General features: G+C 41.1%; 14 protein-coding genes. 6 read left to right on the top strand and 8 right to left on the bottom strand.

The window, feature by feature from the left end; translation table 11 throughout:
* Nucleotides 1-11: 11 nt before the first annotated feature.
* Entirely contained in the window at nucleotides 12-2147 is a 2136-nt protein-coding gene (recQ, locus tag H538_RS0115385; RefSeq protein ID WP_026678369.1) for a DNA helicase RecQ, read from the bottom strand.
* Nucleotides 2148-2268: 121 nt separating this feature from the next.
* Here recQ and H538_RS0115380 point away from each other — a divergent pair, with 121 nt between their 5' ends.
* Nucleotides 2269-2706 (top strand): hypothetical protein, encoded by a 438-nt coding sequence (locus H538_RS0115380; RefSeq protein WP_026678368.1) that lies wholly within the window; start codon nucleotides 2269-2271, stop codon nucleotides 2704-2706.
* Between the two features lie 271 nt (nucleotides 2707-2977).
* Nucleotides 2978-4990, top strand: coding sequence for a lipoteichoic acid synthase (ltaS, locus tag H538_RS24035; protein ID WP_081412683.1), 2013 nt, complete (start codon nucleotides 2978-2980; stop codon nucleotides 4988-4990).
* Nucleotides 4991-5026: 36 nt separating this feature from the next.
* Here the strand turns inward: ltaS and H538_RS0115370 are convergent, their stop codons facing one another.
* Complete coding sequence (locus tag H538_RS0115370; protein WP_026678367.1) at nucleotides 5027-5497, bottom strand: MarR family winged helix-turn-helix transcriptional regulator; 471 nt, start codon at nucleotides 5495-5497, stop codon at nucleotides 5027-5029.
* A gap of 175 nt (nucleotides 5498-5672) precedes the next feature.
* On the opposite strand from H538_RS0115370, the gene H538_RS0115365 reads away from it, so the two are divergent.
* The 4 genes from H538_RS0115365 to H538_RS0115350 are packed head-to-tail and all read left to right on the top strand — an operon-like array spanning nucleotide 5673 to nucleotide 8953.
* A complete protein-coding gene (locus H538_RS0115365) occupies nucleotides 5673-6314 on the top strand; it encodes an efflux RND transporter periplasmic adaptor subunit (protein WP_026678366.1) in 642 nt (213 codons plus the stop codon).
* 36 nt (nucleotides 6315-6350) lie between these two features.
* A complete protein-coding gene (locus H538_RS0115360; protein WP_051291509.1) occupies nucleotides 6351-7985 on the top strand; it encodes a DHA2 family efflux MFS transporter permease subunit in 1635 nt (544 codons plus the stop codon).
* Between the two features lie 14 nt (nucleotides 7986-7999).
* Nucleotides 8000-8545 carry an NAD(P)H-dependent oxidoreductase gene (locus H538_RS0115355; protein WP_026678364.1) on the top strand — a complete coding sequence of 182 codons (546 nt, stop codon included), beginning with the start codon at nucleotides 8000-8002 and terminating at the stop codon, nucleotides 8543-8545.
* A 12-nt stretch (nucleotides 8546-8557) separates the two neighbouring features.
* Nucleotides 8558-8953 carry a hypothetical protein gene (locus tag H538_RS0115350; RefSeq protein WP_026678363.1) on the top strand — a complete coding sequence of 132 codons (396 nt, stop codon included), beginning with the start codon at nucleotides 8558-8560 and terminating at the stop codon, nucleotides 8951-8953.
* 33 nt (nucleotides 8954-8986) lie between these two features.
* On the opposite strand, the gene H538_RS0115345 is transcribed toward H538_RS0115350, so the two are convergent.
* From H538_RS0115345 to hprK, 6 genes are all read right to left on the bottom strand, one after another.
* The gene (locus tag H538_RS0115345; RefSeq protein WP_026678362.1) at nucleotides 8987-9268 is read right to left on the bottom strand and encodes a hypothetical protein; all 282 of its coding nucleotides are present in this window, start codon (nucleotides 9266-9268) and stop codon (nucleotides 8987-8989) included.
* A gap of 145 nt (nucleotides 9269-9413) precedes the next feature.
* Entirely contained in the window at nucleotides 9414-9995 is a 582-nt protein-coding gene (locus H538_RS0115340) for a hypothetical protein (RefSeq protein WP_026678361.1), read from the bottom strand.
* A gap of 139 nt (nucleotides 9996-10134) precedes the next feature.
* Nucleotides 10135-10638, bottom strand: a complete 504-nt coding sequence (locus H538_RS0115335; protein WP_026678360.1) for an acyltransferase — start codon at nucleotides 10636-10638, stop codon at nucleotides 10135-10137.
* A 1-nt stretch (nucleotide 10639) separates the two neighbouring features.
* Nucleotides 10640-11281: a pyrophosphatase PpaX gene (gene ppaX / locus H538_RS0115330; protein WP_026678359.1), complete on the bottom strand. Its 642-nt coding sequence runs from the start codon at nucleotides 11279-11281 to the stop codon at nucleotides 10640-10642.
* Nucleotides 11282-11299: 18 nt separating this feature from the next.
* Nucleotides 11300-12124 carry a prolipoprotein diacylglyceryl transferase gene (gene lgt, locus H538_RS0115325; protein ID WP_026678358.1) on the bottom strand — a complete coding sequence of 275 codons (825 nt, stop codon included), beginning with the start codon at nucleotides 12122-12124 and terminating at the stop codon, nucleotides 11300-11302.
* Nucleotides 12125-12172: 48 nt separating this feature from the next.
* Nucleotides 12173-13108: an HPr(Ser) kinase/phosphatase gene (gene hprK / locus H538_RS0115320; protein ID WP_026678357.1), complete on the bottom strand. Its 936-nt coding sequence runs from the start codon at nucleotides 13106-13108 to the stop codon at nucleotides 12173-12175.
* Nucleotides 13109-13306 lie beyond the last annotated feature (198 nt).

Raw genomic sequence — 13306 nt, 5'->3', positions numbered from 1 at the left:
CATCCCTTTCGTTACCTCATACCTTTTTGTTTTTGGATAACCGCCCGGATCATAAAGTAATCGACTTCTTCAGGAAGCTCTTCTTTAATCGGCTTCAGCCTTTCTACTCCTGCTTTTGCAATTGCCTCTTCGATTAGAGACTCATATGCTGGATCAATAAAATCATCCCAATTGACATCCATTCCTTCTTCAGAGCAAAGCTCCAGGTGCTTTTGAATAGTGATTACAGAAAGTTCCCGTTCAGCAGCGATCTCCTCGGGCGGCTTGCCGGTCTTATACATTTCGAACGTAACATAATGGCTTTTCTCTTTTGCATTTGTTCGTTTCTTTGTTGTGTGGAAGGCGACCGGTTTTGCCGGCTCAGGTAGAGTGATTCCTTTTTCCTCACGGTATGCTGCAATTTCCCGCAAAAAAAGCTGTCCATATTGCTCGCTTTTGCGCTTACCCACTCCCTTTACTTGAAGCAGTTCTTCTTCTGTAACAGGCAGTTTACTGCTTAATTCCCGAAGCGTCGCATCGGAGAAAATGACAAAAGGTGGAACTTGTTCAGCTTCCGCAATGCTCTTTCGCACTTGTCTTAGCCGCTCAAATAATGCATCCTGAACAACGAATTGTTTTGCCTCGACGCTTTCTTTCTTTACAACATTTTCTTCGCCCCGGAGAACTTGCACCGCTTTCTTCGTTAAGGCCAGCACAGGGTAGTTTCCGCCGGTCGGGACAAGATACTGTTCAGCAGTCAAAAAATCAATAAGCTCACAAACTTGCTGTTGCGTTTGCTCTTTCATAATTCCGTAAGTGGACAATTGATCAAATCCAAAGTTTTTCACCTTTTGATCGGACGAACCTGTCAATACTTTGGCGATAAATGTTTTTCCAAACCGTTCTTTCATTCTTTTAATGCAGGAAAACACCATTTGCGCTTCCCTCGTTACATCAACGGACTCTCGCTCATCCGTACAGTTACCACAATGGCCACATTCGATTTCTTTTCGGTCACCAAAATAATGGAGAATGTATTGCTGAAGACAACCTTCCGTATGGCAAAATCCGATCATTTGCTGCAACTTCTCATATTCCTGCATTTTTCTTTGAGGTTCCATGTCCGACTGCTCAATTAAAAACTTTTGAATGTGAACATCTTGAGGGACATAAAGAAGGATGCATTCGCTCTCTTCCCCGTCACGCCCTGCGCGTCCGGCTTCCTGATAATACGATTCAATGTTTTTCGGAATGTTATAATGAACGACATACCGTACATTCGATTTATTAATGCCCATCCCGAAAGCCGATGTGGCTACCATAATCGTTTTATCATCATAGAGAAACCGATCTTGAAAATGATTCCGCTCTTGTTCCGTCATCCCGGCATGATACTTCCCTGCTTTAAAGCCTTTATGCTCCAGTAGCGCATGAAGACGTTCTACTTCTTTTCGTGTCGCTGCATAAATAATGCCCGATTGCGCTTCATTTTTATGCAAATAGGATTCAAGGAAACGATCGCGGTCTTGCCCTTTAATGACACGAAAAAAAAGATTATCGCGGGCAAATCCGGTTGTTACCACCTGGTCTCTGTCCATCCGCAATTGGTGGCAAATATCTTCTGTTACTTTTTCAGTCGCTGTCGCTGTCAATGCAACAATAACAGGTTTTGAGCGGAGCTTTTCAATCATCTCTTTAATTAAAAGATAACTTGGCCTGAAATCGTGCCCCCATTGTGAAATACAATGAGCTTCGTCAATCGCGATGAGTGAAATGGGCAGGCGGTTCAGCCATTCAATAAACGACAAGGACCCGAGACGCTCAGGCGCAATATAAATTAATTTAAATAGGCCGTAACTCGCTCCTTCTAACCGTTCATGGACTTCCTGTGAGGAAAGCGTACTATTAATATAAGTCGCCGGCACCCCTTCTTTCTCAAGCGCATCGACCTGGTCTTTCATAAGGGAAATGAGAGGGGAAATAACGAGTGTGACGCCTGGAAAAAGTAATGCCGGCACTTGATAGCAAATCGATTTCCCGCCTCCTGTCGGCATAATTCCAAGCGTATCTTGTTTATTTAATAGCCGTTTGACCACATCTTCCTGCCCTTTTCGAAAGGAATCATAACCAAACGTGCTTTTTAGAACGTTTAACGCTTTTTCAAACATTGGATTCTCCTCTTTATCATTCTCTCGTTTTAGTGTAGCACAACTTCATTTACGCTTAAATAAACAGCCTTCCTTTTGGACAACCTATTGAGTAATAAAAAATTAGAAGGATGGGATTTTAATGGTTCACAAAATCATAGGCGCAATGATTGTCTTTTTTTGTCTGGCCTCAGGGTTTGGCGGTTCTACATACGCATTGACGTTCAACAATTTGCCGATTACAAAAAATACAAACCAGTGGGTTGTGGAAATCCATCAAGATAATCCGCTTCGTTCCAATCATGCTAAACATTCGAATGCTTATCTATTTTCGGTTAAAAATATTGGGAAAGATGCCGAAAATGTCACCATTGAGGTTCATCGCAATGAGTTGGATGCCAGAAAAAAATTATCATTAGTTGGACCTGCGGAACAGCCCATCCGTTCCATTAAGCATGGGCAAGCTTTAGGCGACAGTCGTTTCTTTCTTTCCAAAAAAGCGACAGAAGTTGAAATCGTCATCTCATGGGAAGATAATGGAAAGAAGCTAAAAGAACCCTTTATCTTTACGGAAAATTAGCCAGATACCCTCGTTGATCAACGAGGGTCTTTTATTTACAAAAATTGGATTAAACTTAAAAACAGTGCCGAAATCCGTTGGTATTACAGGAATTATGACGATTTTTCGCGTCATCTTCAATCAGTGTTTTAACTTGACTTTACTATGAATCACGTTACAATAATGTGGTATATGTAACCCCCTCTCATACGATATTTGAGAGTTTATTTTTTTTGTAAATGGGGAAAGAAACCTTGAAGTCATTGATGACTAATAGAGGAGGAACAACTGTATGAAGCAGTTATTAATGAAATGCCAGGAGCAGTTGAACGAGAAATTTGTTCTCTTTTTTTTCGTCGTCATCGTCTTCTGGCTGAAAACGTATATTGCGTATCAAGTTGACTTTAGTCTCGGAATAAAAAATGCGATGCAACAATTTTTGCTTTTTATTAATCCAATCAGCTCGTCGCTTCTCTTCTTTGCGATTGCCCTGTTTTTCAAAGGACGCGGGCGCTATTGGGCGATGATTGTCATTAATCTCATTTTATCCATTGTCTTATATGCGAATGTTGTATACTATCGGTTCTTTGATGATTTCATTACATTGCCTGTTTTGTTTCAAACACAAAACTTTGGTGAAGTGAGCGGAAGCGCCTGGTCACTTATGAAAGTAACCGATATTTTTTATTTTATTGATACGATTCTTTTAATTGTATTTGCATTATGTAAAGTGCTCAAGCCGCAGGAATATGTAAAAAGACGGTCAATATGGATTGTTTTTGCTTCTGCCATCTTTATTTTTATTATAAATCTCGGACTTGCTGAATCGGATCGTCCGCAGCTGTTGTCCCGTACATTTGACCGTAATTATCTTGTGAAGTATCTTGGCCAATATAATTACCAACTATACGACATTATTCAAAACTCAATGTCTTCGGCGCAGCGGGCATTTGCCGACAGCAGCGATTTAACCGATGTTGAAAACTTTACAAAAGCGAATTATACAGAGCCCAACCCGAAATATTTCGGAAAAGGCAAAGGGATGAACGTCATTTATATTTCAATGGAATCCCTGCAAAATTTTATGATTAACTATAAATTAGATGGAAAAGAAGTTACTCCGTTTTTAAACAAATTAACGCATGATAAGAATACATTTTACTTTGATAACTTCTTCCATCAAACCGGGCAAGGAAAAACATCGGATGCTGAATTTATGATGGAGAATTCATTATTCCCGCTTCCACAAGGATCCGTATTTACAACGAAAGCGCAAAATACGTATCAAGCAGCTCCTGCCATTTTAAAACAATATGGTTATACGTCCGCTGCACTGCACGGGAATAATGCATCGTTCTGGAACCGCGACAGAATGTATAAAGCATTCGGCTACGATAAGTTCTTTGATGCGAAATATTATGATATGAGTGATAAAAATACGTTGAACTATGGGTTGAAAGATAAACCGTTTGTTGAAGAATCGATGCCTTATCTTGAAGGTTTAAAACAGCCATATTATGCAAAAATGATCTGGTTATCTAACCACTTCCCATTCCCGCTTGATAAGGAAGATCAAGACTTCCCTGCGGGCAATTTCGGGGATAGCGTGGTTAACAACTATTTCCAAACGGCTCACTATATGGACGAAGCACTTGAACAATTCTTTACAAACTTAAAGAAAAGTGGTCTCTATGATCATACAATCGTTGTTATGTATGGTGACCATTACGGTATTTCCGAAAACCATAATGATGCGATGGCAAAAGTAATGGGCAAACCGATTACGCCATATGAGAATGCGCAATTGCAACGTGTTCCGCTATTCATTCACGTTCCTGGCGTGAAGGGGAAAGTCATTCATAAATACGGCGGTGAAGTGGATGTACGTCCAACATTGCTTCACTTACTAGGTGTCGATACGAAAGACTATATTTCGTTCGGTTCCGATCTTTTATCTGACAAACACCGTGAAATTGTTCCGTTTAGAAACGGAGACTTTGTCACACCGAAATATACACAAGTAAAAGGTGTATGTTATGCGAACCCGACCGGCGAAAAAGTGAAAGACCAAAAAGCATGTGCGCCATATGATAATGTGGTGAAAAAAGAACTGGAATTGTCAGACAATGTCGTTTACGGCGATCTGCTCCGTTTCCACAAACCAAAAGGATTTAAACCTGTCGATCGCTCGCAATATGACTATTCGACGGATCAAACAAAAGGATTGACTAACGAAGATTCGATTAAAATACCCGGTGAAGCGGCAAATTTAAGAGAGAAAAACAGCCGGCCTGACGGAAATTAAAAATCATAAAAAAACCCCCTTGTTCGGGGGTTTTTTTTATGATTTTTCTTCTGTCATTTTTTGAAGTTCATTCGTGATTTTCTCCGTCAAATAAACAAATTGTTCTTTCTCTTCTTCTGTTAATGGAGAAAGAAGCCTTGTCCAAAATGTATTTCTATTTTTAATCACCTGTTCAATCAAATTCTTTCCTTTTTCCGAAAGCTCGATCCAAACAATGCGCCGATCATTTTTATCTCTTAAACGGACAATCAGTCCATCTTCTTCTAATCGGTTTAAATTTATGGTAGTTGCACCGGACGTTAATTCTAATTTTCGGGAAATGTCAACAACCATGCATTTTCCTTTTTCATAAACGACTTTCAACATATGATACTTTGCCGGAGTCATTTTATATGAAGATTCTTCATGCTTCTGCGCAATGACTTTATTTTTAAAACGAAAGAACATTTCGGTGATTTGATCAACCCGTTCCAGCTGTTTTCGCAACTCATCCTTACTTTCTACCATCGCCAGGCTCCTTTTAAACAAACTAAAATGAATATACATTTCATCCAAAAAATTACTATAACATTTCATTACTATTATACTAGACAAAATCCCCCTTTTCAATTAAGATATTATCTTGTAAAGTAACTTTACCATAAAGTAAATAAAGTTAAAAGAATGGAAGGAGAAAGAATAAATGAGCAAAGGAAAATTATTTACGATCAACATCATCGGTATTTTAGTGGTGTTAGCGCTCGTAATCGGGGGTGTTTATTATTACAATCAATCAGCCAATTATGTTAAAACCGATGATGCAAAAATTTCAGGGGATATGGTTCAAATCGCATCTCCAGTTTCAGGTAAACTAACAAGCTGGGATGCAAAAGAAGGAACGAAATTCAGCGAAGATGAAACAACTGGAAAAGTAGATAGCCCTGAAGCAAAATCATCTGTTTCCATTAAAACGCCGATTGAAGGCACAGTCATTAAAGATGAAGCAAAAGAAGGCCAACTTGTTCAAGCAGGTCAACCTTTAGCACAAGTAGTGGACATGAAAAAATTATTTGTCGTTGCCAACATTGATGAAACAGACATCCGCGATGTTGAAGTAGGCGCAGATGTCGATGTAACAGTGGACGAAAATTCCGACACGACGTTAAAAGGTAAAGTAGAACAAATTGGTTATGCCACAAACTCAGTATTTTCATTGCTTCCTCAACAAAACACAAGCGGTGATTATACAAAAGTAACGCAAAAAATTCCTGTAAAAATTTCAATCAGCAATTATTCTGAAGATGTTCTTCCAGGAATGAATGCAGAAGTTAAGATTTCAAAATAAAGACGTTAACGATTAGCAGAAAGGAGTTGAAGTTTGATGGCATCCAGTAATTCAGGGGAAAACAGCAATGGGATAGGACAGCACATTCCGCTTCTCATTGTATTGATGCTCGGATTGTTTTTAGCGATCTTGAACCAGACGCTGCTAAATGTGGCAATCCCGCATTTAATTACGGAATTCGGCGTCACGACAAATACGGCGCAGTGGCTGTTGACCGCCTACATGCTCGTTAACGGTGTTTTAATTCCGCTGTCCGCTTTTTTAATTGAACGTTTCGGTGTGCGCATTTTATTTTTAGTTGCGATGTTTTGCTTTACGGTCGGTTCATTCATTTGCGGAATTGCGCCGAGCTTTTCTGTCATGTTGACCGGCCGGATTATACAGGCCGTTGGCGGCGGGGTTCTTTCCCCTCTTGTCATGACGATCATTTTGTTCGTCTTCCCTCCGCAAATGCGAGGTAAAGGGATGGGGATTTTCGGCCTTGCAATGATGTTCGCCCCGGCAGTCGGTCCAACGTTATCCGGCTGGATTGTGGAACATTACACATGGCGCATTTTATTTTACGGAATGGTTCCGCTCGGATTAATCGTTTTGATCATTGCTTTTTTCAAACTTCGAAACATTATCGAGCCGAAAAAAATCAAGTTGGATTTTTTCGGCACTGTGACTTCACTGATCGGCGTCGGCGGATTGCTTTATGGCTGCAGTGAAGCGGGAAATGATGGATGGGACGATCCAATCGTTCTTTCCACAATTATTATTGGAGTTATTTTCATTGCGATTTTTGTCGTTCAACAAATTCGTTCAAAAACTCCTTTATTGAATTTCAGAGTGTTTAAATACGATATGTTTTCAATGTCCAGCATTATTAGTGTTTTAATTACAGTTGCTATGTATGCCGGAATGTTTTTGCTTCCGATTTATTTACAAAACTTGCGTGGATTCACCCCACTTCAATCCGGCTTATTAATGCTTCCAGGGGCAATCATCATGGGAATTATGTCGCCGATTTCAGGCGCGCTGTTTGATAAAATCGGCCCCCGCCCGCTCGCAGTGATCGGGCTGTTAATTACAGCTGTTACAACGTATGAATTTACTCAGCTTACAGTAGAAACGTCATACAGCCATATTCTTATCCTGTATATGATCCGTTCATTCGGCATGTCGTTTTTAATGATGACAATAATGACGGCGGGGATGAACCAGCTGCCGAGAGAACTAAACAGCCATGGAACGGCAATGTCGAATACATTGCGGCAAGTCGGAGGATCCATTGGCACAAGTTTAATGACAACCATTTTTACCAATCGCACAACCTTTCATATGTCTTCTATAAGTGAGCATGCTAATACAGGAGATCCGTTTTTTGCCGCATCGTTTCAATCTTTTGTTCAAAAAGTGGCAGAGACGATGCACTTGCCATTAGAACAGGCTAAACAAATGGCCGTCTCCCTTTTTACCGGCCAGGTGAGTCTGCAATCAACGGTTAACGGAATTAATGATGCTTTCTATTGGGCAACAGGATTAACGATTGTTGGATTACTATTAAGCTTTTTCCTTCGTGATGTCCGTAAAGACAAAAATGTGAAACGCGAAAAAACAGTGGAGAATGAAAAAGAAATTTTACTACTCCCGGCTCCAAAACACGGGCAGGACGTAAAATCATTTTAGGAGGTTTTATTTCAATGAAAATTTATATCGTCTACGACTCAGAAGGAGGACATACTGAACAATTGGCAAAAGCGATTAAAGAAGGCGCCAATCGGGTTGAAGGAGCTGAAGTGTTCCTTCATCATGTAAATGAAGCCAATGTGTATGATCTCGCTGAAATGGATGCCATTATTTGGGGGTGCCCCGGCCATTTTGGAACGATCAGCTCGGGCTTAAAAGCGTGGATCGATAAGCTCGGTTACTTATGGGCTCAAGGAAAATTAATAAATAAAATTGGTGCCGTTTTTTGTACGACGGCGACGGAACATGGCGGAATTGAAGCGACCATGCTAAATTTGATAACGCCGATGCTCCATCAAGGAATGATCGTTGTTGGCCTGCCAGGCAACATTCCTGAAAATGCCCTTTACGGTTCATATTATGGGGTTGGGGTGACATTCCCGGTAGGAAATCCTGACGACCCCGCGGAAAATCAAATTTCAGAGAACGGTTTAGCATTAGGAAGAGCTTTAGGCGAACGTGTTTCTTCTATCACCCGACAATTTACAGAAAAAGGGTAGGGGCATAAACATATGTTAATCATCGGCTTATTCATTGTCGTTGCTGTTATCATTATTATCACACTTATTGTAATGAATGCCCGTGTTTTTGGCACTCCTGAGAAAAAGGATGCGCAAGAACCGAAACAAGCGGCAACGACTGATGTCATAGAAGAAACCCCGGAAGAAGAAGGAACTGAAGCTCAATTGGAAACAAACGGCGTTTCCACGGCAACCGTTCAGGAATCAAATCCAATTCAAGATTCAAAAGACAAGATCAATGATCAGGAATATCGCAGAGCACTGCAACAATTCCAACTTCGTGGCGAACAAGGTAAACTCAAAGAGAAGCCTGACAAGCAAAAAATGCAGGATGAAGATTATAGAAAAGCATTGCTTTCGATGAAAAATAATCAAGAAAAGAAATAAGAGCTTGAGTGCACTCAAGCTCTTATTTCTTCTTTAAGACGTTACGAATTGTACCGTAACCTCTTTAAACATGCCACTTCCAACGTAATTTCCATTTAAGTCAAATTGCCAGTCATACGCCCGTGCTTCGACGTGAATGATGCCGGGCATAACATCAACCCTCAGTTCCGGCAATAACGAAAAGTCCCAATCATGAATGATAAAATCATCAGCTACATAATGCGCGATTTTCATCAACTCTTCATCAATAATTGTAATATCTTGTTCTTTAAAAGCAATGACGACATTCATCACCGCATATTCATGTAGATCCATTGTTTCCGCTCCTTTTAGAAAAGTTCTTACTTCAAGTATGGCCCGGAAACTATGAATCTATTCCTCTTTCTTTCAAACTATTTGATGGTTTGGCTAAGCTGCTGTTTTCCCCTTTAGTTCAAAGGTTTTGGAACAGCTTCTTTTTTCAAAGCCTTTTTCGCAGTTTTTTTACTTTCACAAATTCCGCAACAAATTTCTTGATGTCCGGCTCTTTGCATAAGAAATAATGGCGGGTATGGTGTCCGTCTTTTTTATCAGATAGATGACAATTCAGAAATTGGTCTACTTCTCTTCTCGTCAGATGGATGCTGTATTTTTTCCCATGGTTTGGCACTTCAATTATTAGTTCATTTAAAAACGGGAGTTCTTTCAGTAAATAAATGGTGGAATCAAGGAGCAGTTTATGTACAGCTTCTTCGGTACCTAAATAATGCAAATAGTCCTCTTTTTTGAGATAGGTGTAAGGAGTTTCCCTGTAATACGTCGCAAAATCCCCATAGAACGCAATTTTTGCTGTTGAATCATGAAATTCATAGTATTTAATAAAGAAGTGTCCTTTCATTTTGGACAGTGTCGTACGAAATCGGTAAGCTTCACGCTCTACTGATCGCTTTGCATTTGTTTGTTCTTCGTTTGATTTTTGGTGCTGGAATAAGCTTTCTTCCATTAGATGGCCAATACTAAACGTATCCTTTATAAAAAAGATCGAAAAGGACTTTCTTTTCATGACTCTTCCCCCTTGCTTACCGAAAAAATGCTTTTTCATTTAGTATAACGCTTTATAGGCGAAAACGTAAATTTGAATAGCACGACAAATTTCAACGTTTTTTTAAAAGTCGCTTATTTAACCCGGCTCTTCGCCTTTCTTATTCGCGTCGCTCCCGTTCTTCTTTCGTATAAATCATGCGCATTGGATTTCCTCCAACAAACGCACCCGCAGGCACATCTTTATGGACAAGCGTCCCTGCTGAAACAATTGCGCCGTCTCCGATGGTAACACCCGGCAAAATGGTACTGTTGGCTCCAATCATGACGTCATCTCCAATGATGACATCTCCGAGCCGATATTCGCGAATTAAGTATTCATGAGCAAGGATTGTAGTATTATAGCCAATGATTGAATTTCTTCCGATCGATATCCGCTCAGGAAACATAATATCCATCATGACCATGAGAGCGACAGCCGTCCCCTCTCCCACCTTCATTCGTAAAAACGTACGGTAAATCCAGTTTTTTAGTGGAAGGAACGGCGTATAACGCGCGATTTGAATGGCGATGAAATTTTTTGCCACCTTCCAAAATGGGACGGTGGCATATACTTGATATAACGAGTTTTTTCCTTTTACAGGATAACGCTCTGTCTTTCGCACATTAGTTCCCCTCTACAATCGCAAGTATATCACTCATATTCTCGAGCATATAATCCGGCTGGAATTCTTCAAGATAGGCACGGCCTTTAATCGACCAGGCGACACCTGCCGTTTTCGTTCCGGCATTTTTACCAGCTAAAATATCATGCTTATTGTCTCCAACCATAATCGTTTTTTCCGGTACGGAATCAAGAATCGCAAGCGCCCGTTCAATGGGTTCCGGATCGGGTTTTGCTCGCTTTACATCATCAAGTGGTACAATGCACTCAAAAAACTGGTCCAAACCTGTGAGCTTTAATCCCATATTAACGGTATGGCGCATTTTCGTTGTGACAATGCCTAACTTATACCCCTTTTGATGGAGCTTCTCAATCGTTTCATAAACTCCTTCATATTCGGTCACAAGTTCATCGTGGTGAGCCAGATTGTATTCCCGGTATGTTTTTACCAATTCTTCAGCCCGTTCCTTATCAACTGTTTCAAAAGATTCGATAAGTGGCGGACCAATAAAAGGGAGCACTTTCTCACGATTATATTGATCAGGGAAGTATTGATTTAATGTGTGTAAAAAGGAAGAAATAATCAATTCATTGGTGTTTATCAGTGTTCCGTCTAAATCAAATAGTAAAGTGTCAATTTTCATAAAGCTGTTTCCTTTCCGTTATGATTCATCTTGATCGAGGTAATGTTGATCTGCAAGGCCTGTTTTCCGGCGATAGATGATAATCATCACTGAAATAATAATAAGTGCAATTGAAATGACTTGCGCGATGCGAAGATGGCTCGTCAGCATGAGACTATCCGTCCGCAGCCCTTCGACGAAATAGCGGCCGATAGAGTACCAGATGAGATAGCTTAAAAATAGTTCTCCACGGCGAAGGTTCACCTTTCGAAGCAAAATAAGGATGATAAACCCGGCAATATCCCAGAGCGACTCATATAAAAACGTCGGATGGTAGTATGTCCCGTTAATGTACATCTGATTGATAATAAATTCAGGAAGATGCAAGTTTTCAAGGAAAGCCCGCGATACAGCACGGCCATGGGCCTCCTGGTTCATGAAGTTCCCCCATCGTCCGATCGCCTGCCCGAGGATCAGGCTCGGCGCAGCAATGTCTACCATTTTCCAAAAGGGCAAGTTGCGGACTCTTGTAAAAATTATCGTTGTGAGCACCGCACCGATCAGGGCTCCATGAATGGCGATGCCGCCTTCCCAAATTTTAATGATGTGGCTCGGATGGGTTTTGAAGTAATCATTCCACTCAAACGCCACATAATAGATTCTCGCACATATAATCGAAATAGGGACAGCCCACATGACAAGGTCGACAAATGCTTCTTTCGGAAATCCTCTCCGTCCTGCTTCTCTTAAAGCGATCCATAAACCTAGCAATGCGCCGCACCCAATAATCACACCATACCAATAAACCGTTATCGGCCCAAGTTCCAGGGCGACCCGATTAAGCGGCTGAATCGTATATAACATCTTTTATCACGTCCTTTGCCTAATCAAAAATTTTATCCTCTTGTTGCGTTAGTAGCCTTCTTCATCCCCCAACCGAATCGCATCATTTAACCGCTCCGAAAATTGCTGCGCAGCGTTCACGCCCATTCGCTTCAACCGGAAGTTCATCGCCGCTACTTCAATAATGACAGCGAGGTTACGGCCCGGCCGAACGGGAACCGTTAGTATCGGAATGTCCACGTCAATAATTTTCGTCGTTTCTTCATCCATTCCGAGCCGATCATACATTTTTTTCGAATTCCATATTTCTAAATGGATAATAAGATCGATTTCTTTTTGCGCCCGAATCGCACCCGCCCCAAACAATGTCATGACATTAATAATGCCCAATCCGCGAATCTCTAATAAATGCTTAATTAATTCAGGTGCGCTCCCGACAAGCCGTTCTTCTTCTTCTTGCCGGATTTCAACAGAATCATCGGCAACTAAGCGGTGGCCGCGTTTGACTAGTTCAAGCGCTGTTTCGCTTTTCCCGACGCCGCTATTTCCGGTGATTAACACTCCAATCCCGTAAATGTCAACAAGCACGCCGTGAACCGCCGTTGTCGGTGCGAGACGGCTTTCCAGGTAGTTGGTTAATCGGCTTGATAGCCTCGTTGTCGTCAACTTTGAACGCATGACCGGAACGCCGGTTTGATTAGAGGCGATCAACAACTCTTTCGGCACTTCCAACCCGCGCGAAATAATGATCCCTGGCGTTTCATCTGTACAGAGCTGCAACATTCTGTCCAGGCGAGTTTCGGAATCCAGTTTCGTTATGAACGATAATTCTGTTTGACCGAGCAACTGTACCCGGTCCGACGGATAAAAGTTAAAATACCCCGCCATCTCCAGTCCGGGCCTGGAAATATCACTTACTAAAATATTTCGGTGGACGCCTTCTTCCCCGCTGACCAATTCTAGCTGAAATTTATCAATCAACTCTTCCATAAGCACTTTCACCATATAGATCCTCCTGCATACTCCCCTTTTTCATCTATCGGTATTGTACCATTCTTTAGCCCTTTCACCAAAATTACTTATTCAAAAAAACACTACCCGGCCGCGGGTGAAGTGTACCCTTTGTAAAGGACATTTTAAAAAAAGCCTAGGCAGTTTTAGAAAGATGATCTCTGTATTGAACAGGGGTCATCTTTTTTAAAT

This window comes from Fictibacillus gelatini DSM 15865, from assembly GCF_000430745.1.
Taxonomy (GTDB): domain Bacteria; phylum Bacillota; class Bacilli; order Bacillales; family Fictibacillaceae; genus Fictibacillus_A; species Fictibacillus_A gelatini.
The sequence above is the reverse complement of the archived record's forward strand: the minus strand, read 5'-3'. Positions and strand labels throughout refer to the sequence as shown.

What these genes read in the sequence shown, in the direction of transcription:
- H538_RS0115340 (WP_026678361.1), bottom strand. Translation starts at nt 9,995, where the DNA reads ATGAAAAGAAAGTCCTTTTCGATCTTTTTTATAAAGGATACGTTTAGT.
- H538_RS0115355 (WP_026678364.1), top strand. Translation starts at nt 8,000, where the DNA reads ATGAAAATTTATATCGTCTACGACTCAGAAGGAGGACATACTGAACAA.
- H538_RS0115365 (WP_026678366.1), top strand. Translation starts at nt 5,673, where the DNA reads ATGAGCAAAGGAAAATTATTTACGATCAACATCATCGGTATTTTAGTG.
- H538_RS0115360 (WP_051291509.1), top strand. Translation starts at nt 6,351, where the DNA reads ATGGCATCCAGTAATTCAGGGGAAAACAGCAATGGGATAGGACAGCAC.
- ppaX (WP_026678359.1), bottom strand. Translation starts at nt 11,281, where the DNA reads ATGAAAATTGACACTTTACTATTTGATTTAGACGGAACACTGATAAAC.
- H538_RS0115380 (WP_026678368.1), top strand. Translation starts at nt 2,269, where the DNA reads ATGGTTCACAAAATCATAGGCGCAATGATTGTCTTTTTTTGTCTGGCC.
- recQ (WP_026678369.1), bottom strand. Translation starts at nt 2,147, where the DNA reads ATGTTTGAAAAAGCGTTAAACGTTCTAAAAAGCACGTTTGGTTATGAT.
- H538_RS0115345 (WP_026678362.1), bottom strand. Translation starts at nt 9,268, where the DNA reads ATGGATCTACATGAATATGCGGTGATGAATGTCGTCATTGCTTTTAAA.
- lgt (WP_026678358.1), bottom strand. Translation starts at nt 12,124, where the DNA reads ATGTTATATACGATTCAGCCGCTTAATCGGGTCGCCCTGGAACTTGGG.
- hprK (WP_026678357.1), bottom strand. Translation starts at nt 13,108, where the DNA reads ATGGTGAAAGTGCTTATGGAAGAGTTGATTGATAAATTTCAGCTAGAA.
- ltaS (WP_081412683.1), top strand. Translation starts at nt 2,978, where the DNA reads ATGAAGCAGTTATTAATGAAATGCCAGGAGCAGTTGAACGAGAAATTT.
- H538_RS0115370 (WP_026678367.1), bottom strand. Translation starts at nt 5,497, where the DNA reads ATGGTAGAAAGTAAGGATGAGTTGCGAAAACAGCTGGAACGGGTTGAT.
- H538_RS0115350 (WP_026678363.1), top strand. Translation starts at nt 8,558, where the DNA reads ATGTTAATCATCGGCTTATTCATTGTCGTTGCTGTTATCATTATTATC.